Here is a 17,515-nt window from a genome sequence, read left to right on the forward strand (position 1 = left end):
GACCTCAGCCCTGCGGGCCGGAGGCCGGCGCGTCCGACGCGTCACGGGGGTCCGCGGCGGCCGGGGGCGCGGCAGGGAAGGCCCGGGCACCGGTGGCGGCGGCGTCCGCCTCCGCCGCGTCGGCGAGGGCCTCGGCGGCGGCCTCGGCCGCCTTCGCCGCATCGTTCGCGGCCTGCACGGCCAGGTCGTCCGAGGAGGCCTCGCGGGTGGCCGCGGACTGGGGGAGCACCTCGGAGAAGGCGCGGGTGACGCTCTGGAGGGCGGAGGTGACCTCGCCGGGTATCACCCAGAAGTTGTTGCCCGGGCCCTGCGCGAGCTGGGGAAGCATCTGGAGGTACTGGTAGGCGAGGAGCTTGGGGTCGGGGTCGTTGCGGTGGACGGCCTGGAACACCTCGTCGATGGCCCGTGACTGCCCCTCGGCCTTGAGGATCTCAGCGGTCCGGTTGCCCTCCGCGCGCAGGACTGCGGACTGCTTGTCGCCCTCCGCGGTGAGGATCTGGGACTGGCGCTGCCCTTCGGCCCCGAGGATGGCGGCCCGCTTGTCCCGCTCGGCCCGCATCTGCTTCTCCATCGCGTCCTTGATGGACTGCGGCGGGTCGATGGCCTTGATCTCCACCCGGTTGACCCGCAGTCCCCACTTGCCGGTGGCCTCGTCGAGGACACCGCGCAACTGGTTGTTGATGGTGTCCCGCGAGGTCAGGGTCTTCTCCAGGTCCATGGAGCCGACCACGTTGCGCAGCGTGGTGACGGTCAGCTGTTCCACTGCCTGGAGGAAGTTCGCGATCTCGTAGGCCGCCGCGCGCGGGTCGGTGACCTGGAAGTACAGGACGGTGTCGATCTCGACGACCAGGTTGTCCTCGGTGATGACCGGCTGGGGCTTGAAGGAGACGACCTGCTCGCGCAGGTCGATCACCGGATAGACGCGGTCGATGTACGGGATGACGACGTTGAGCCCGGGCTTGAGGGTGCGGTGGTAGCGGCCGAGCCGTTCGACGTTGCGGGCGCGGGCCTGGGGGACGATGCGCACCGCACGGACCACGGTGAACACCGCGAGGACCGCGACGAGCAGGCCGACGATGAGGAAGGCCGATGCTTCCATGGCTCACTCCCGGGGGTAGACGAGCGCCGTGGTGCCCTTGATCTCGATGACGTCGACGGTCGTGCCGGGAGGGATCACCAGCGTCTCGTCGTAGGCGCGGGCCGTCCACTCCTCACCGCCGATCCGGACCCTGCCGCCCAGCCCCGTCACCTCGGAGGTGACGTACGCGGCCCCGCCGACCAGGGCGTCCACGCCGAAGCGCGCTTCCGGGGGCGGGGACAGGCGGCGCAGGGCGATCGGACGCACGAAGATCACACCGGCCGTCGCCACGACCGCGAACACCACGAACTGCCACGGGAGGGGGAGCCCGACCGCCGCGAACCCGGCGGTGACGAGCGCGGCGCCCCCGAGCAACCCGAGCGCGGCGGTGAGGGTGACGATCTCGGCCGCACCCAGCAGCAGCGCGACGATCAGCCAGATCAGCCAGGGATCCATCGCATACGCCTCCTGACACGGGAAGGAGAGCGCGACTGACAGCACTTTTCCCATCCTTTACCCGTTTTGTATGCAATGAACCGGAATCAAATCCTCCGGCCCCGCACCGGCGAGCACTCCACTGCCCCGGGCGCGAGGTCCGTGCCCTTAGCAGGCTTCCCCGAGCCCATGTCGAGCCCTTCCCGTAAAAGTCACTCGATAGGAGATAAGCGCGGGCTCGGGCGCATTCTGTGGACAGACTTGAACCCTGCCGTCATCCAGGGGGGACAAGCCGTGACACACGATGAAGGCCGCCGGCCGGGCCTGGCCGAGGACGCGGTGGCCCTGGTGGCCGGCCTCGCCGATCTGGCGTTCAGCGGGCTGAGCAGCGCGGTGGACGGCGTCAGCGGTCTGCTGCGCCGCGCCGACCTCGCCGAGCTCCTGGCCGACGGCCAGGAGGAGACCAAGGCCCGCGGCCGCCTGCTCCTCGACCGGCACACGGCCACGGCCCCGGCCCACCTGGAGGTCCTGGCCCGCACCGTCACCGCGCGCTCCCGGGCGGAGAACGGCAGTGAGTGAACGGGAGGAGCACGACTTACTGAAGAGGCGCGTCGACGAGGTCCTGAGCGCCTTCGTCACCGCGGAAGCGCAGGCGCTGGCCGACATCGACGACAGTCTGGTGCCGGTGTCGGAACAGCTCCATGCCGCCACCGGGCACGGCAAACGCCTCCGGGCGGCGTTCTGTTACTGGGGCTGGCGCGGGACCGGCCAACCCGACAGCGAGGCGGTGGTACGAGCCGCCGGCGCGATCGAACTGGTCCACGCGGCCGCCGTCGTGCACGACGACCTGATCGACCACAGCCCCACCCGGCACGGCCGCCCCACCGCCCACATCGCCTTGCGGGAGACCCTCAAGGACCACGCGCGGCCGAAGGCCGGCGCCCGGGCCCTGGCCATGCTGGTGGGCGACCTGCTGATGGCCATGGCCGGACAGCTGTTCACCACCTCGGGCCTGCCCGGCGCCTTCCTCAACAGGGCCCGGCCCCTGTGGACCGTCCTGGCCCGCGAACTGGTGGCCGGCGAGTGCCTGGAGGTCGTACGCACCGGCCGGCAGCCGGATCCGGACGCATCGGTGAAGGTGATCCGCTACAAGACCGCCAAGTACACCGTCGAACACCCGCTGCAGATCGGCGGCCTCCTCGCCGGCGCCCCGCCCCGGCTGCTCCGGGCGTACAGCGATTACGGCCTGCCGCTCGGCGAGGCCTTCCAGCTGCGCGACGACCTGCTGGGCCTGTTCGGCGACCCCGAGCAGACCGGCAAGGACCCGGCCGATGACCTGGCCGGGAACCGCCCCACCGCGTTGATGGCCCACGCGTTCGCATCTGCCACCCGGGCCGAACGCGGCGAGCTCCACCTGCTGCTCGGGCGGGCGGACCTCACCGGACAGCAGGTGGCACGGGTCCGGGAGATCGCCCACCGCACCGGGGCCGTCAGCCGCGTCGAAGACATGATCACCGCCCGGCTGCACACGGCGCACGACGCCCTCGCGGAGGCCGACCTGACCGGCGAAGCGCACCGCGCGCTGTCGACCCTGGCGACGTACGCAGCCACCCGCACCCACTGACCGCCACCCCACCGGAGCAGCACGATGACCCACACCCCGGCATCCATGGACGCCCTGCGCACCCGAGGGGACGAACTCGCCGACGCGACCGTGGCGGCACTGTTCGAGCGCGGAGAGGTCGGCAAGTTCAACTCCCTCATGCGCTACGTCTCCACCGTCGGCCAGGACCTTCCCGAGGGACTGCCCGAAGTCGCCCGCGAGTACCTGCACGAGACCGGCTCGCCGCCCGACTGGGTGGACTGGGCCGAGATGGAGAAGGCCCGGCTGTTCTTCATCGACAACAACGTCCACATCTCCACCGCCCTGTCGTTCGCCTCGATGCCCGCCTGCTACGTGGTGCCCCACGTCGCCAAGCTGCTGTCGGCCACCCATTCGCTGAAGTACCCCTCCAAGCGGATGGCCGAGACCGGTCAGTTCACCGTCTACCTCATGCAGCCCGACGCCTTCGAAGCCGGCAGCCGCTTCATCCCCGCCGCACAGAAGGTGCGCCTGCTGCACGCCTCCATCCGCCACCACCTGGCGCGCGAGGACCGCTGGGACACCGCCGCCCTGGGCACACCGATCTGTCAGGAGGACATGATCGGCGGCCAGATGATGTTCTCCATCCAGGTCCTCGACGCCCTGCACCGCCTCGGCATCCACATGAGCACCGAAGGCGCCGAGGCCTACTACTACGCCTGGCGGGTGGTCGGCGCCATCCTCGGCATCGACCAGGACCACGTACCCAAGGACCTCCAGGAAGCCCGTACCTTCTCCGACCTGTACATGACCCGCCACATGGGTCCCAGCGAGGAGGGCGCCCAGCTCACCCGCCAGCTCATCGACCTCTACGAAGAGGTCGTGCCCGGCACCCTCTTCGACCCGGTCGTCTCCGCCCTGATCCGGTACCTGATCGGCGACACCTGCGCCGACTGGCTGCGCGTGCCCCGCACCAGCTGGGACACCGTGGTCAAGGCCGCCCCCGCCCTGCTGGGAGTACTGGAGAGCATCGAGGACCGCTCACCCCTGGCCGCCTGGGCCCTGGACCGCGTCGGTCACCTGACCAGCATCCTCGAACTGTCCTCGCTCACCCGTGGCCGCGTCATGCACTACGCCATCCCCGAACAGCTCAAGAGCGACTTCGGGGTCAGCACCGGCGTGGCACCCAGGAGCCGCTGGACCCCGCCGCCCGCCACCGTCAGCCGGTCTTCACCGTCTTCGCGGGGGTCGTAGGGATCCGCTGGGTGAAGAACATGGCGAGGAGGGCCGCTGCGGCAAGGACGGCGAGGGCGGCGCGCAGGCCGTCGAGCCGCGCGGCCTTGTTCGCCTCGATCGCGGCCGAGGCCACCTCGGGACTCGTGCCGGCCTCTTCCAGTGCCGACTTGAGCTGGACGTCCGACATGAAGGGGACGCCGCTTTCGAGCTCGACGTTCGCCTGGCTCTTCACCTGGTCGGGAACGGCCGGGTTCTGAGCGATGGTGGTGAGGAAGGAAGCGGTGAGCGCGGCGATCAGGATCGACCCGGCGAGTGCTGTCCCGATCGACGCTCCGAGGTTGGTCACGGCGTTCTGGATGCCGCCGACCTCCGCGCTCTGCTTGTCGGGCACGGCCGAGACGGTGACCGCCCCGAGCTGGGAGGCCAGGGCTCCCATCCCGAGCCCGATCAGCAGGAGCGGGATCGTGACGATCTCCGCGCCCGCATCCGCATCGAGCGCGGCGAGCAGGGCCACCGCGCCGGCGAGCAGCGCCAGGACGCCCAGGCGCACCACCCTCCGTGCCGAGACGTCCGGGAGGAAGCGCGGGATCAGGATCGCGGCGGCCAGCAGGGTCAGGGACAGCGGGAGGATGCGGGCGCCGGTCTGGAGCGCGGACAGGCCGAGTGCGACCGACAGGTAGAGCGGTACGACGAAGAACACGCCCATCTGTACGAGGTACTGGAAGAAGAACATCGTCAGGCCGCCGGTCAGCTGCCGGTTGCGCAGCAGAGCGGGGTTCACCAGAGGCTCCCTGTGCCGTTCCACGAGACGGCTCTCCCAGTGCAGGAAGAGCCACAGCAGGAACAGGCCCGCCAGCATCAGCCACACGACCAGGGAGATCCCGAGCCAGGCGGGGGCGCCGGGCTTCGGCAGGAACCAGCCCCACTCGCTGGAGCGGAGCACGCCGTAGACGAAGGCTCCGAGCCCGATGGCGGACAGCACGGCGCCGACGAAGTCGATCCGCCGGCGCTCGCCGACCGGGGCGTCGGCGGTGCGGCGGGCGAGCACCAGGATGGCGAGGACGATCACGACCTCGCCGGCGAAGACCCAGCGCCAGGAGAAGTACGTCGTGGCCACGCCCCCGATGAGCGGCCCGACCGCGATGGCCGCGGCTCCTGAGGCGGCCACCAGCCCGTACGCACCCGGTCGGCGTTCCGCCGTGAAGTTCCCGGCGACCAGCGCGACGATCGCGGGCAGGATGAGCGCGGCCCCCAGCCCCTCGAGCAACGACCAGCCCAGCAGGAGCACGGTCAGATTGGGGGCCAGAGCGGTCGTGAGCGATCCGCAGCCGTAGATCACGCAGCCGATCAGGAACGCCCTCTTGTGGCCGATGAGCGCGCCGACCTTGCCGCCGGGGATCATGAACATCGCCATCACGAGCGTGTATGCCGTGATGGCGCCCTGGATCCCGGTCACGGTGGTGCCGACGTCGTCGGCCACTGTCGCGATCGACACGTTCATGACGGAACTGTCGAGCGCCATCAGGAACTGGCCGGCCGCCAGCGTGAGCAGCACGACCCCCGCCCCTGCCTGCTTCGCGGGTGTGCCTGCCTCAGCTGCCATGACTGCACGCTCCCATCAGGCTCGGTCCGCCGGAGACGGACCCGCCGGGAAGGTCAACTGGTTGGCGGCAGCCGAGCACTGGCTCTGCTCCCGGGAGGGCGTAGCGGGGGCCCCACGGGCCCCCGACGTCATGACGGGCCGTGAGGCGGGGCGGACGGGGCGGACGGCTGCGCCGTGTCCGCGTGGGGGTTGCCGGACGGGCCGATACGGATCTCGAAGTCCCCGCCGTACTCCTCGTGGCCCGCGGTCACGGCGTCGGCGACGGCTTCCTCGCCGCGTTCGCCCTGGATGATGAGCGGGTCGTGGCGCAGGTCGCGCATGAGTGCCACGCACATGCCGATCATGACCACGGTGAACGGCGCCGCCACGAGGATCGTCAGGTTCTGCAGCCCGGCGAGCGCGTCGCCCTTGCCGTTGCCGATGAGCAGCATGATGGCTGCGACGGCGCCGGTGACCACGCCCCAGAAGACGACCACCATCCGGGACGGTTCGAGGATGCCCTTCTGCGAGAGCGTGCCCATCACGATGGAGGCGGCGTCGGCGCCCGAGACGAAGAAGATGCCGACGAGGACCATGACCAGCAGGCTCATGGCGGTGGAGATGGGGAACTGCTGGAGCAACCCGAAGAGCTGTCCCTCGGGGGTGCTCTCCTGGCCGAGCTCGCCGCTCTCCCGCAGCTTCATGGCCGTGCCCCCGAAGACGGCGAACCACAGCAGGCTGACCGTGCTCGGTACGAGGATGACGCCGCCGATGAACTGCCGGATGGTGCGGCCCCGGCTGATCCGGGCGATGAACATGCCGACGAACGGCGTCCACGAGATCCACCAGGCCCAGTAGAAGACCGTCCAGCTGCCCAGCCATTCGGCGACCTCGCCGGCGCCCGTGGCCTCCGTACGGCCGATCAGCTGGGGCAGGTCGCCGAGGTAGGCGCCCAGGGACGTGGGCAGCAGGTCGAGCACGATGATGGTCGGCCCGGCGATGAACACGAACACGACCAGGAGGAGGGCGAGCACCATGTTGATGTTCGACAGCCACTGGATGCCGCGTTCCACGCCGGACACCGCGGAGGCGACGAAGGCGACGGTCAGGACGGCGATGATGCCGACCAGCAGCGCGGTGCTGACCGAGTCCATCCACCCCAGCTCGCGGAACCCGCTGCCGATCTGGAGGGCCCCCAGGCCGAGCGAGGCCGCGGAGCCGAAGAGCGTGGCGAAGATGGCCACGATGTCGATGACCCGGCCGACCCCGCCGTGCGCGTGCCGTGCGCCGATCAGCGGCTCGAACACCGCACTGATCGTCTGGCGGCGCTCGCGGCGGAACGTGCTGTAGGCGATGGCGAGTCCCACGACCGCGTAGATCGCCCACGGGTGGAGCGTCCAGTGGAACAGGGTGGTGGCCATCGCGGTCTGCATCCGCTCGGCGGAGTCGACGGGGTGGGTGCCGGGCGGCGGCGACCCGTAGTGCGCCAGGGGCTCGCTCACACCGTAGAACATGAGCCCGATGCCCATGCCGGCGCTGAACATCATGGCGACCCAGGAGACGGTACGGAACTCGGGGGACTCGTCCTCGCGGCCGAGGCGGATCCGGCCGTAGCGGCTGATCGCCAGCCAGAGGGCGAAGACGACGAAGCCGCTGGCGGCGAGCATGAAGGCCCAGCCGCCGTTGTGGATGAGCCCTTCGAGCAGGCTGCTCGACACGCTCTCCAGCGAATCCGTCGCGACGGCGCCCCACAGGACGAAGGCGAGGGTCAGGCCAGCGGTGACCCCGAAGACCACCTTGTCCGTGCGGGAACGTTGATCGGTCGGCAACGAAGCCCCCCTTCACCAAGGAATTGGAACCGCATGACGCCACAAAACATGACTAGGTTCCGATTTAAGCCCATATCGGGCTCATGGGGGCCGCAGCTCGCCCGCGCGTCCCGGGTCCGTCACCGGTGGCCGGCCTGTGGTGAATGATGAGTTCGTGATCTCCAAGGAACGCGCCGTCGAGCTCGTCGAGTCCTTCCTCGCCGCAGAGCTGCCGACGTGGCGATGGAGCGGGCCCGCCCCCACGCCCGACGTCTACCACGTGCAGGAACGCGCGGTCGGCTGGCTCGTCTTCTGGCGCTCGGCGGAGCAGGCCCGCGCCCGCGACGTGCGCGGAAGCTTCGTCGGCGGCCACTTTCTGGTGGACCGGCAGGACGGGAGCATCCACTACGTGCCCGCCGCATGGGGGGAGGACGAGGACTGGGAGGAGCAGTACCTCGCAGAGACCAAGGGCATCAGGCGGCCCGATCCGCTGGCCTCCGCCGTGCGCGCGCTCGTCCACTGCGCCGGCGTCGTGGCCGCGATGAGCCATCTGCGCAGGCAGGCCCCGCGGCTGAGCCTGCAGGAAGCGAAGGCCTACGTCGCGGCCGTCCAGGACGGCGCCGAACCGCCGGACGAGCTGGCCCGTCTCACCCGGCCGGAGCCGAAGTGGCCGCCCCAGCCCATCGAAGCGCTGGCCGGCCCGGCCGAGTAGGGGTCCTGCCGCGCAAGGCCTCGCGGACCCGGCTCAGGGTGCGCGCCACAGGTTGGCGAAGGCCGAGTTCTCGATGGTCCGCCTCTGGCGCACTGCCTCCAGCTCCATCACCGCGTCGTGGACGGCGGCCACCACGGTCGTCACCGCCTCGTCACCGAAGCCCGGCTCGTCGTCGAAGCCCGGCGCGTCGTCGGGCCGTCCGCCGTCGATGCCCACGGCCGAGGCGAGGGCGGCCAGGACGGGTTCCTTCTCCTCCCAGCGGGCGGCTGCCCTGCGGCCGCCGGGCGTATCGGACGGTTCCAGGCGCTCCGAGCCGAAGGACAACCGGCCGCTGCGCTTGCGGGTCAGCTCGCCGTCCTCCTCCAGCGCGGCCTGGTAGGCGGCCGAGAGGTCCTTGCCCCGGCGCCACAGCCAGTCCTCGATCCGCTCGTAGGGCGGTTGCGGAGCGAGCCGTGCCGAAGCCTCTCCGAGGAGCCGGTCGTCCGCTGAGGGCGGCCCGCCGGGCACGATCCGGTCGCCGTCCAGGGTGATGGTTCCCGCACCGATGAGATCGACCAGCTCGGCTCCCGCGAGTGCGAGCGACAGGTCACCCTGTCCCACGGCATGCTCCTGCCTCGGATCCATGGCAATGATGAACAGGTCTTTCGCCGTGGTCATGAACGGCTCCCCTCGCAGACATCGACAAAGGTGCGCCCCCACCGGCCCGGCCTGCATCCGCAGCCGGCCGGCGGCGAGGTGACGCACGATCAGTATCACCTCCGCCCGGGCAGCACCTCGTGTCCGGCGCCGCAGGACGAGTCCGCGTACCGGCCGGCCATGGCGGCGGCCCGGTCGTGCAGGGAGGTGCGCAGCGAGTGCGGGGCCAGGGCTTCCGCGTCCGTGCCGAGCTGCCACAGCGCCCATTCGGCGTGTCGGTGATCCTGGAAGGTGACCTCCAGCCGCAGCCGGCCGTCCGCGTCGGGTTCTTCTGCGCGGACGGCCACCGCGGAGGCCAGCAGGTCCTCCCGCCGCGCCGGGTCCACCCGTACCAGCACGGTGATGTGGCCGCCGGACAGGAACTGGGCGGAGCGTTCCCGCCAGATCCGGTCCAGGTCGACGCGGTTCGGCCGCTGTGCGGGTTCGGGGAGTTCCTCGGCGGCCAGCACCCGTGACAGCCGGTAGGTGCGGTCCGCGCCGGACCGCGAGGCGAGCAGGTAGCCCCGGTCGCGTACGGTGACCAGCCCGATGGGGTCCACCGTGCGCCACTGCGGTGCCTGGCCCGTGGCGGCGTAGTGGATGCGCAGCTTGTGTCCGGCGAGCACCGCGCGCCTGACCTCGACCATCGTGGCGTCGGGAACCTCTTCGGTGACGAGCCTGCGGGAGAGCAGGTCGGTCTCCGGGTCGACGAGGAACCGCTGGGCGGCGTCGCTCGCGGTGGCCCGGTGGCCCTCGGGGAGCGCGTCGACCACCTTGCGCATGGCCGAAGAGAGCGCCGAGCCGAGGCCGAACGTCTGCTCCGCGCGCCCCGATCCGGCGGTGAGCACGGCGAGGGCCTCGTCGTGGTTCAGGCCGGTGAGCTCGGTCCGGAAGCCGGGCAGCAGTGCGAAACCGCCGTGCCTGCCGCGCTCGGCGTAGACGGGGACGCCGGCCGCGGACAGCGCCTCGATGTCGCGCAGCACGGTGCGGGTGGACACCTCCAGCTCGCGGGCGAGCGTGTCCGCCGTCATCCGACCGCGCTGGCGCAGCAGGAGTACCAGTGAGACCAGACGGTCGGCGCGCATACGGGAACGCTATCGGAATACATGACTGAGGGTGTCGTGATTTGTTGGGAGGCTCGGTGAAACGCGACGTCGAAGCCGGCGGTTTTCGAGCCGGTGGACGTACGCATTCCCGATGAAGCGAATGGAGCTGTTGTGGCAGTGCAGCGAACGGCGGTCAATCCGGTGACGTGGTCGGTGGACCTCGGGTTCAACCAGGGCGAGCTGGTCTCCGGGCACACGCGGACCCTGTACATCTCGGGGCAGACGGCGATGAGCGCAGACGGCAAGCCCCGGCACGACGGCGACATGGCGGCGCAGTTGGCGCTGAGCACCGACAACCTGGAGGCCGTGCTCGCCGACGCCGGCATGACGCTGGCGAACCTCGTCCGGCTCAACGTCTACACGACCGACGTCGATCTGCTCTTCCAGCACTACGGCGTGCTGGCGGCGAGGCTGGGCGCCGCCGGGGTGGCGCCGGCCTCCACGATGCTCGGGGTGACGCGGCTGGCGGTCCCGGGCCAGATGATCGAGCTGGAAGGGACCGCCGTCGCGTGATGCAGCCTCACCGCCCGTGCCTCCCGGGCCGGTTGCCGCCCTGAGAGGAGCACGGGCACGGCGTCAGGAGCGCGTCGCGGACCCGTCGGTGTGCGGACCTTCCTGGTCCGCCCCGTGCGGGGAGGGCGCTGCCGGGGGACGGAAACAGGCGGTGATCCTCTTGCCGCCGTGGAAGGAGTGGGCGTCCCAGGTGTCGGCGAGCGCGTCGATGATCGCGAGGCCCCGTCCGGAGGTCGCCTCCCGTGAGGGGCCGCGGGGGGTGGGCAGGAACGGGTCGCTGTCGGCGACGCTGACGTGCAGGCAGCGGCCGTCCCAGGTCAGCACCAGGTGGGCGCTGCTGTGGGCGTGGACGTGTGCGTTGGTGACGAGCTCCGACACCGTCAGCAGGACGGAGTGGGCCGTGTCGGGGGCATCCGCCGTCCACCGCAGGGAGTTCAGGTGTTCCCCGGTCCACCGGCGGGCCTCGCGCACCCCCCGCTGCACGGGGAAGGTCCTCGCCCATCCCTTCGCACGCATGGACACCGCGCTCACCTCGCTTCCACTCGGGCGTGACGCCGGACCAAAGGGACCCGGACGCGGCTCAGAAGCGGCTCGCCCGGTGGCGGGCATGGTGGCCGCCCTTACGGCCGACGAGCACCAGGGCCAACAGCATGGGCGCAACCAGCAGGATCATCGCCGTCACGGGAGTGCTCCTCTCCTTGTGGTCGGTCACCCCTGCTCGTGTGACCGCTGAGAGGTATCCGAAACCCCCCGGCCGGTTCTGCCGTGGCTGCACGGCACGGCACGGCACGTCGCCGGCCCGTGGCGTGACGTAGGGTGATCGGCGCAGCGGTACCGCAGTACCGCACGACGGAACGGCACCAGGGGACGGGACCCAGCACGATGAAACTCGGCGAAGCACTGGCGGAGCGCGCGGAGGCGGCTCGCCGCGTCGAACAGCTGCGGGCCCGCATCGTGGCCAACGCCCGCCACCAGGAGGGCGAGGTCCCCGCCGAGGACCCGGCCGGGCTGCTCGCCGAGGTCACCGAGACCCTCGACGCCCTGGAGTCCCTGATCCGGCGCATCAACCGGACCAACGCTGCCGTCGACATGGGCGCCGACGGTACCCTCACCGATGCCCTCGCCCGCCGCGACACCCTGCGCCTGCGCCACTCCGTGCTCACCTCGGCCGCCGACGCCGCAGCGGGCAGCGGGGAGCGCGGCTACGGCCGCCAGCTGCGGTCCGAGCTGATGGTGCTCCCCGCACTGCCCGTCGCGGAGCTGCGCGCCCGCGCTGACGACGCCGCCCGCGAGATCCGCGAGATCGACGTACGCATCCAGCGCACCAACTGGGAGGCCGACCTCCTGGACTGAGACCCGCGATGCGGAGCAGGTAGTCGCTCCGGAGGCGTGCACAACCGAGGGCCGGCGGTTACCGGCCCGGCTGGTGCGCGGAGAGCAGCGCGTCGGGTTCGACTCCCGAGACGACAGGGCAGCTCAGCAGCGTCACGAGTCACAGCGCATTGCGCACATCTCATCACCACGTGCAGATCCGGCAGCGGCGAGGGCGGGCTCGGGGCATCCGCATCGCAGGACGGCGCCCGGACGGGGAGTTCACGCTCCCGGTCCGGGCGCCGTGTCGTGCGCGGGCAGCGCGGGGTTCCGGGGTCAGTCGGTCTTGCCTATGGTGCTGCGGGCCGCGAGGCGGAAGTCCTTGACCGCTCGGTAGAGGGTGCGCTCGCGTTCGGCGGCAAGGGCGGTGTTTCCCGCGTGGGCGTTCTCGGCCATCCGCCGCATGACGCGCGAGAGATCGGCGGACGCGTCGGTAATGCGTTGCGCGACTTCCGCGAGGGGTGCCGGCCCTTCGAGGACGACGATTTCGCAGGCGCGGTGGACCTCGCGGGCCAGGGTGATGAAGCGGTCTGTCTTGTCGTCGACGTCAGGCAGGTCGGGTCGGTCTGGACGCAGCGCGTCGAGGACGGCGTCCATGGCGATGTCGCGGTCGTGGAGAGCGCTGAGGTAGCCGACGTATGCGTCACGGCGGTGCTGGCGGTTCCATTGGGCGTGCTGGGACCGTGCCTGGGCACGGCCGTTGACGATTGCGGCCCCGAGGGTGGTGGCAGAGCCGACGGCGGCGCCCAGCAGCGCGGCGAGTCCTGAGCCCATGGGCCCCAGTCTGCCGTCCGTGATCACGAGTGGGTCCCTTACCCGCGCCCGGCGATCAGTGGTGCCAGGAGCAGGGTGCCCGGCCCCACCCGTCCGCCGGGGCCGGGCAGTTGTGTCGTGGTGGCCGGCGTGAGCGGCTCCCGGCAGGCGTCGCAGGCCACGACCGGGGTGGCGATGTGCCCGCAGACGTCGTGCCGGATCCGGGCGGGCGGCCCCTCGGGCTCCGCGTACCACTTGTCGCCCCAGGCCATCAGCGTCAGCAGGACGGGGTAGAGCTCCCGGCCCTTCTGCGTGGCCACGTACTCCTCGCGCGGCGGGCTGGCCTGGTACCGCTCGCGCGTGAGCACCCCCTCCTCGACCAGCCGGGCCAGCCGCGCGGCGAGGACCTTGCGGGACAGGCCGAGGTCCTCCGCCAGTTCGTCGAAGCGGCGGATGCCGAGGAGCACGTCCCGCATGATCAGGGCCGTCCAGGCATCGCCGAACAGGTCGGTCGCGCGGGCGATCGAGCACGCAACGGCGGAGAGGGGGGTGCGGGTCACGCTGCCATCGTATCGCCACGGGTTCCCTCAGGGAACTCGTCAGTGCTAGGTTTCCTCAGGGAACCTGACCGGTACGTCGAGGGAGTCCGCCATGACCAGCGCCCCGCACATCGCACTCGACTCCGCCGCTCCCGCGGCCGTCGACGGCCGCCACATCCGGGCCCTGACCTTTCAGTCCGTACGGATGGAGTACCTGCGGCGCGTGTTCGGGGAGCTCGGCCTCGCGGCGGCCTCCAGCCGGGCGCTCGTCATCGGCAGCGGACGCGGCGTACTGGCCCGGGGTCTGGCCCGGCTCGGTTTCGAGGTCGTCGCCGCCGATCCGTCCCCCGCCGCGACGGCCCTCGCCCTGGACGCGGACGACGGCCAGGACGTCACCTACCTGACGGCGCCCGCGGAGGAACTCGGCTTCCCGGACGGCTCCTTCGACCTCGTGTACTGCGCCGACACCCTCGAAATCACCGAACGGCCCGCCGTGGTCCTCGCGGAGGCGGCGCGCGTGCTGCGTCCCGGCGGGGCCTTCGTCTACGACACGGTGAACCGCACGCTCGTGTCCCGCCTCATCTACCTCGGTGCCTTCCAGGCGTTCCCGGGCACCCGGATCATGCCCCGCGGACGCTACGCCGCCCGGCGGCTGCGCCGCCCGGCAGAGCTCGCCGAGGCCCTCGGCCGGGCAGGGCTGACCGCGAAGGGCGTCACGGGGTTCAAACCGCGCGACGTACGCAGCCTGGTGCGCGCGACGCGCGGGCGCAGGCGGGGCACGCTGACCGACGATCAACTGCCGGGCCTGGTCGACATGGTGCTGGAGCCCGAAGGCGACCCGCTGGTGACGTACCTGGGGTACGGCGTCCGCCGGGCCTGAGCCGCGCTCCCGGCCACCACGGACCGGCGTGGTGGCGCGGTCGACGCCCTCGATGCCGAGGGGGCCCTTGCAGGCGGGTGTTAGTTTTCTTCCCGTGGTGGAGCATCAGGATGAGACCAGGGCGGCCTACGACGGGATCGTCGAGCTGTACGCGTCGATGTTCGCCGATCGGCTGGAGACGCAGCCCTTCGCGCGGGCCATGATCGGCACTTTCGCCGAGCTGGTGCGCGGGACGGGAAACCTGCGGGCGGCCGACGTCGGGTGCGGGCCCGGACATCTGACGGCCATGCTGCACGAACTGGGACTGGACGCCTTCGGGCTGGACCTCTCCCCAGCCATGGTCGACCACGCCCGGCGGGCGCATCCGGCGCTGCGCTTCGACGAGGCGCGCATGGAGGCCCTGCCGGTGGAGCGCGGCTCGCTCGGCGGGGTGCTGGCCCACTACTCGATGATCCACACCCCGCCCGGGGAGGTGCCCGCGCTGCTCGCCGAGCAAGTGCGTGTCCTGGCACCAGGGGGTCTGCTCCTGGTCTCGTTCTTCGGGACCGACGCACCGGAGCCGGTCCGCTTCGACCACAAGGTGACGCCCGCCTACAGCTGGCCCGTTGACCGGTTCGCCGAGCTGCTGGCCGAGGCCGGGCTCGTCCCGTTCGCCCGGTTGGTCCACGACCCGGCCTCCGAGCGGGGTTTCCTCGACGCCCACGTGCTGGCCCGCCGCCAGTAGGGGAGTGCCGGGCCGGGGTCATGAGCGCACCGGTCCAGGCACCTCCTCGCCCGCCTGTGGCCTCAGGCCGGCGAGGGGCCGGCGCAGCCGGTCGCAGGCTGCACGCCGTGATCACTGGCCTTCGAGCGGCGCACGGGAACGGGCAGCAGCCGCGCCGGGGCCGGAAGGCCGCTGACGCTGACGCCGGTGCCTTCGGGCAGTGGCGAAGGGGTCACGGTACGACACCCCCGGCCCCTTCGCACGTCAGATGGTGCGACCGGTGACGTCAGGCGCGCTCATCTGCTGCCGACTCTGTTCGTCAGGGCGCTATGTCCTTATTATCCAGATATTCTGTGGAGTGTGATCGAGTCTGGACGGCCGCGGCTCCGCCGGCGCTACGGCCGGGGGTGGCTTGTGCGGCTGTCACCGGTCATTCTGACCGTCGTGATCGCCAGCCTGGCCTACGCCACTCCGCCGGAGATGGCCTTCAGCCGCCTCCTGCCCGCGGCGCCGGCCCTGGCCGCCGCCATGTGGCCGGTCCTCCCCACGGTCCTGCTCGGCACGGTCTGCCTCTGCCTGATGATCGGCCTCGGCCTCGTCTTCCCCGACCTGGGAACCTGGTGGACGGCCGCGGGGATCATCGCGGTCACCGTGGCCGCCGCCTACGGAAGCCACGTCCGGCTCCAGCGGGAGCGCACCCTCTTTCAGGTGCGGCTCGTGGCCGACGCGGCGCAGCAGGTGGTTCTGAGCCCCATGCCACGCCGCTTCGGGAACGTCGAGATCGAGTCGCTGTACCTGGCGGCCGCGGCGGAGGCCCGTATCGGCGGGGACTTCTACGAGGTGGTCGATACGCCGTTCGGGGTCAGGCTGCTCATCGGTGACGTGCGGGGGAAGGGGCTGCCGGCGGTGGGGGCCGCCGCGGCGATCGTCAATGCCTTCCGGGAGGCGGCGTACAGCGAGATCGACCTGGTCGACGTCGCCCGCAGGCTGGACGCCAGCAGCACCCGCTACAACGCCGCCTTCGCTCCCGACGGGCCGCTGGAGCGCTTCGCCACCGCTCTTCTCGTCGAGATCCCGCACGGAGGCGGACGGATCGACATCCTCAACTGCGGACACCCTCCGCCCTTGCTCCTGCACCGCAGGGAACTCAGTGTCCTGGAGTCCGCCACCCCCTCGCCGCTGCTCAGCCTCGCGGAGCTCATCGGCGATCACTACAACGTCGACACCTTCGACTGCGCCCCCGGAGACCTGCTGCTCCTCTACACCGACGGGATCGCCGAGGCGCGCGCCCGCGACGGCGAGTTCTTCCCACTGGCCGCCTGGATGGGGCGGCAGCCGCCGACACCGCCCCGCGAACTGCTCTCGGCTCTGCACCGCGACCTCGTCCGCTACAGCAGAGGGCGCCTGGACGACGACATCGCCGCCCTCGCCGTCCGCCTGTGCGTGCCCCGGGGCACGGAGTCCCGGTGAGTCCAGGACGGCCTCCCGGGAGACCGCCCTGGCCGAGGTCAGCGCCTGCCGCGAAGGCGCTTGAGGATGCTGCCTGCCTTCTCCCGCTTGCGCGGGTCGGAGGCCGCACGCCGCACCGAATCGATCGTCCGCTGCCCCTGCGGGCTGCGGCTGAACTGCTTGATCTTCGCGAGTAGTCCGGACACAAGCCCTCCCGGTGTAGCCGATCGTGACGCTACGTCGTGTGCCCCGCGACACCCCTTTGAAACGGCGGGCCGCCGACCGCCCAGGGCAGACGTCAGCCCGCTCTAGATGCCCGCAGCGGCCACCTCCTCCTCGGCGTGCTCCGGGGCGGCGGATTCCCACGGAGGCGGCGTGCGTGAATCCGTCCACGCGCCCAGGCCGTCGCCGTCGACGCAGACGATGCCGCACGTGGCGGCGTACTCCGCGGCCGGAGCGGTGAAGGCGCTCGTGGTCACGACGACGGCCACATCGGCCTCGTGGACGGCGAAACAGGTGCCGCCGAAGCGCTGGAGGTCCTGCGAACCGACCCGGTTGCCCTCGCCGTAGTGCTTGCACTGGATGACCACGCGCAGACCCTCCGCCGTCGTGGCGATCACGTCGGCCCCCAAGTCGCCCGCCCCGCCGACGACTTCCACCTGGGGGCAGCCGTCGCGGGCACACAGCGCGGCGACCGTGTGCTCGAATCCGTCGGCGTCCACCGACGCGTGGTCCAGGGCGTCGGAGCTCACCTCGGGCAGGCCGACCGCCGATTCCGGCGCAGCAGGGGCGCCCGGCTCGCGCGAGACCGGCCCGTGTGCGGGGGAGCGGCGTCGGCCCGGTGCCACGCTCCACCGCGCCAGCACCACCCCGGCGGCCAGGATGATCACCGTGACCACCGGCATCACCGGGACGCCTACGCCGCCCGCCGTCGCAGCCGTCCTGAAGAACACGGCCAATCCGCCCAGGCAGATCCCCACCAGTCCCACCGCCAACACGACGTCACGCACCACCGACGCCGCGCCGTCGTCCCCGCCGCGCCGGCGCCCTCCCGATGCCGTCATACGCCCCCTCCTCACCCTCCACGGGCCCC

20 protein-coding genes are annotated in these 17,515 nt (G+C 71.4%); 9 read left to right on the forward strand and 11 right to left on the reverse strand.

Annotated elements, in window-relative coordinates; genetic code table 11:
* Positions 1-4: 4 nt before the first annotated feature.
* Together IO30_RS0132290 and IO30_RS0132295 are read right to left on the reverse strand one after the other, a co-directional pair.
* Positions 5-1,099 carry an SPFH domain-containing protein gene (locus tag IO30_RS0132290; protein WP_051859613.1) on the reverse strand — a complete coding sequence of 365 codons (1,095 nt, stop codon included), beginning with the start codon at positions 1,097-1,099 and terminating at the stop codon, positions 5-7.
* 3 nt (positions 1,100-1,102) lie between these two features.
* Positions 1,103-1,534: an NfeD family protein gene (locus tag IO30_RS0132295; protein ID WP_031148930.1), complete on the reverse strand. Its 432-nt coding sequence runs from the start codon at positions 1,532-1,534 to the stop codon at positions 1,103-1,105.
* 273 nt (positions 1,535-1,807) lie between these two features.
* On the opposite strand from IO30_RS0132295, the gene IO30_RS0132300 reads away from it, so the two are divergent.
* Genes IO30_RS0132300 through IO30_RS0132310 form a run of 3 tightly spaced genes read left to right on the forward strand, consistent with a single transcriptional unit; the run spans position 1,808 to position 4,349 of the window.
* Positions 1,808-2,092 (forward strand): hypothetical protein, encoded by a 285-nt coding sequence (locus tag IO30_RS0132300; protein ID WP_031148932.1) that lies wholly within the window; start codon positions 1,808-1,810, stop codon positions 2,090-2,092.
* The gene (locus IO30_RS0132305; RefSeq protein WP_031148934.1) at positions 2,085-3,137 is read left to right on the forward strand and encodes a polyprenyl synthetase family protein; all 1,053 of its coding nucleotides are present in this window, start codon (positions 2,085-2,087) and stop codon (positions 3,135-3,137) included. The genes IO30_RS0132300 and IO30_RS0132305 overlap by 8 nt, the downstream gene beginning before the upstream one ends.
* Positions 3,138-3,161: 24 nt before the next feature.
* Positions 3,162-4,349, forward strand: coding sequence for an oxygenase MpaB family protein (locus IO30_RS0132310; protein WP_031148936.1), 1,188 nt, complete (start codon positions 3,162-3,164; stop codon positions 4,347-4,349).
* Here IO30_RS0132310 and IO30_RS0132315 read toward each other — a convergent pair.
* Positions 4,315-5,934 (reverse strand): MFS transporter, encoded by a 1,620-nt coding sequence (locus tag IO30_RS0132315; protein WP_031148938.1) that lies wholly within the window; start codon positions 5,932-5,934, stop codon positions 4,315-4,317. The two genes, IO30_RS0132310 and IO30_RS0132315, sit on opposite strands and share 35 nt — an antisense overlap.
* A 128-nt stretch (positions 5,935-6,062) precedes the next feature.
* On the reverse strand, positions 6,063-7,742 hold the full coding sequence (locus IO30_RS0132320) for a BCCT family transporter (RefSeq protein WP_051859614.1): 1,680 nt from the start codon (positions 7,740-7,742) through the stop codon (positions 6,063-6,065).
* 154 nt (positions 7,743-7,896) lie between these two features.
* On the opposite strand from IO30_RS0132320, the gene IO30_RS0132325 reads away from it, so the two are divergent.
* Entirely contained in the window at positions 7,897-8,433 is a 537-nt protein-coding gene (locus IO30_RS0132325) for a YrhB domain-containing protein (RefSeq protein WP_031148941.1), read from the forward strand.
* Positions 8,434-8,466: 33 nt separating this feature from the next.
* Here IO30_RS0132325 and IO30_RS0132330 read toward each other — a convergent pair whose 3' ends face one another.
* Both IO30_RS0132330 and IO30_RS0132335 read right to left on the reverse strand, forming a co-directional pair.
* A complete protein-coding gene (locus tag IO30_RS0132330) occupies positions 8,467-9,090 on the reverse strand; it encodes a GOLPH3/VPS74 family protein (protein WP_031148943.1) in 624 nt (207 codons plus the stop codon).
* A gap of 95 nt (positions 9,091-9,185) precedes the next feature.
* Positions 9,186-10,193, reverse strand: coding sequence for a helix-turn-helix transcriptional regulator (locus IO30_RS0132335; protein ID WP_051902720.1), 1,008 nt, complete (start codon positions 10,191-10,193; stop codon positions 9,186-9,188).
* Positions 10,194-10,331: 138 nt separating this feature from the next.
* On the opposite strand from IO30_RS0132335, the gene IO30_RS0132340 reads away from it, so the two are divergent.
* Complete coding sequence (locus IO30_RS0132340; RefSeq protein ID WP_031148947.1) at positions 10,332-10,727, forward strand: RidA family protein; 396 nt, start codon at positions 10,332-10,334, stop codon at positions 10,725-10,727.
* Between the two features lie 63 nt (positions 10,728-10,790).
* On the opposite strand, the gene IO30_RS0132345 is transcribed toward IO30_RS0132340, so the two are convergent.
* Entirely contained in the window at positions 10,791-11,243 is a 453-nt protein-coding gene (locus IO30_RS0132345; protein WP_031148949.1) for an ATP-binding protein, read from the reverse strand.
* A gap of 366 nt (positions 11,244-11,609) precedes the next feature.
* Between IO30_RS0132345 and IO30_RS0132355 the strand changes: the two genes are divergently transcribed.
* Positions 11,610-12,080, forward strand: a complete 471-nt coding sequence (locus IO30_RS0132355) for a DIP1984 family protein (protein WP_031148950.1) — start codon at positions 11,610-11,612, stop codon at positions 12,078-12,080.
* A gap of 294 nt (positions 12,081-12,374) precedes the next feature.
* On the opposite strand, the gene IO30_RS0132360 is transcribed toward IO30_RS0132355, so the two are convergent.
* Both IO30_RS0132360 and IO30_RS0132365 read right to left on the reverse strand, forming a co-directional pair.
* The gene (locus IO30_RS0132360; protein WP_031148952.1) at positions 12,375-12,872 is read right to left on the reverse strand and encodes a hypothetical protein; all 498 of its coding nucleotides are present in this window, start codon (positions 12,870-12,872) and stop codon (positions 12,375-12,377) included.
* A 38-nt stretch (positions 12,873-12,910) separates the two neighbouring features.
* Positions 12,911-13,411, reverse strand: a complete 501-nt coding sequence (locus tag IO30_RS0132365; protein WP_031148954.1) for a winged helix-turn-helix transcriptional regulator — start codon at positions 13,409-13,411, stop codon at positions 12,911-12,913.
* Between the two features lie 91 nt (positions 13,412-13,502).
* Between IO30_RS0132365 and IO30_RS0132370 the strand changes: the two genes are divergently transcribed.
* The 3 genes from IO30_RS0132370 to IO30_RS0132380 all read left to right on the forward strand — a co-directional run bounded on the left by IO30_RS0132370 (position 13,503) and on the right by IO30_RS0132380 (position 16,443).
* Positions 13,503-14,270, forward strand: a complete 768-nt coding sequence (locus IO30_RS0132370; RefSeq protein WP_031148956.1) for a class I SAM-dependent methyltransferase — start codon at positions 13,503-13,505, stop codon at positions 14,268-14,270.
* Positions 14,271-14,364: 94 nt separating this feature from the next.
* Positions 14,365-14,994, forward strand: coding sequence for a class I SAM-dependent methyltransferase (locus tag IO30_RS0132375; protein ID WP_031148958.1), 630 nt, complete (start codon positions 14,365-14,367; stop codon positions 14,992-14,994).
* Positions 14,995-15,333: 339 nt separating this feature from the next.
* Positions 15,334-16,443, forward strand: a complete 1,110-nt coding sequence (locus tag IO30_RS0132380; protein WP_051859616.1) for a PP2C family protein-serine/threonine phosphatase — start codon at positions 15,334-15,336, stop codon at positions 16,441-16,443.
* A 38-nt stretch (positions 16,444-16,481) separates the two neighbouring features.
* On the opposite strand, the gene IO30_RS46175 is transcribed toward IO30_RS0132380, so the two are convergent.
* Both IO30_RS46175 and IO30_RS41295 read right to left on the reverse strand, forming a co-directional pair.
* Complete coding sequence (locus IO30_RS46175) at positions 16,482-16,628, reverse strand: hypothetical protein (RefSeq protein WP_167347298.1); 147 nt, start codon at positions 16,626-16,628, stop codon at positions 16,482-16,484.
* Between the two features lie 102 nt (positions 16,629-16,730).
* On the reverse strand, positions 16,731-17,486 hold the full coding sequence (locus tag IO30_RS41295) for a restriction endonuclease (protein ID WP_051859617.1): 756 nt from the start codon (positions 17,484-17,486) through the stop codon (positions 16,731-16,733).
* Between the last annotated feature and the right edge of the window lie 29 nt (positions 17,487-17,515).

The organism is Streptomyces xanthophaeus (genome assembly GCF_000725805.1).
Taxonomy (GTDB): Bacteria; Actinomycetota; Actinomycetes; order Streptomycetales; family Streptomycetaceae; genus Streptomyces; species Streptomyces xanthophaeus.

What these genes read in the sequence shown, in the direction of transcription:
- IO30_RS0132310 (WP_031148936.1), top strand. Translation starts at nt 3,162, where the DNA reads ATGACCCACACCCCGGCATCCATGGACGCCCTGCGCACCCGAGGGGAC.
- IO30_RS0132290 (WP_051859613.1), bottom strand. Translation starts at nt 1,099, where the DNA reads ATGGAAGCATCGGCCTTCCTCATCGTCGGCCTGCTCGTCGCGGTCCTC.
- IO30_RS0132370 (WP_031148956.1), top strand. Translation starts at nt 13,503, where the DNA reads ATGACCAGCGCCCCGCACATCGCACTCGACTCCGCCGCTCCCGCGGCC.
- IO30_RS0132355 (WP_031148950.1), top strand. Translation starts at nt 11,610, where the DNA reads ATGAAACTCGGCGAAGCACTGGCGGAGCGCGCGGAGGCGGCTCGCCGC.
- IO30_RS0132330 (WP_031148943.1), bottom strand. Translation starts at nt 9,090, where the DNA reads ATGACCACGGCGAAAGACCTGTTCATCATTGCCATGGATCCGAGGCAG.
- IO30_RS0132335 (WP_051902720.1), bottom strand. Translation starts at nt 10,193, where the DNA reads ATGCGCGCCGACCGTCTGGTCTCACTGGTACTCCTGCTGCGCCAGCGC.
- IO30_RS0132345 (WP_031148949.1), bottom strand. Translation starts at nt 11,243, where the DNA reads ATGCGTGCGAAGGGATGGGCGAGGACCTTCCCCGTGCAGCGGGGGGTG.
- IO30_RS0132295 (WP_031148930.1), bottom strand. Translation starts at nt 1,534, where the DNA reads ATGGATCCCTGGCTGATCTGGCTGATCGTCGCGCTGCTGCTGGGTGCG.
- IO30_RS0132360 (WP_031148952.1), bottom strand. Translation starts at nt 12,872, where the DNA reads ATGGGCTCAGGACTCGCCGCGCTGCTGGGCGCCGCCGTCGGCTCTGCC.
- IO30_RS41295 (WP_051859617.1), bottom strand. Translation starts at nt 17,486, where the DNA reads ATGACGGCATCGGGAGGGCGCCGGCGCGGCGGGGACGACGGCGCGGCG.
- IO30_RS0132315 (WP_031148938.1), bottom strand. Translation starts at nt 5,934, where the DNA reads ATGGCAGCTGAGGCAGGCACACCCGCGAAGCAGGCAGGGGCGGGGGTC.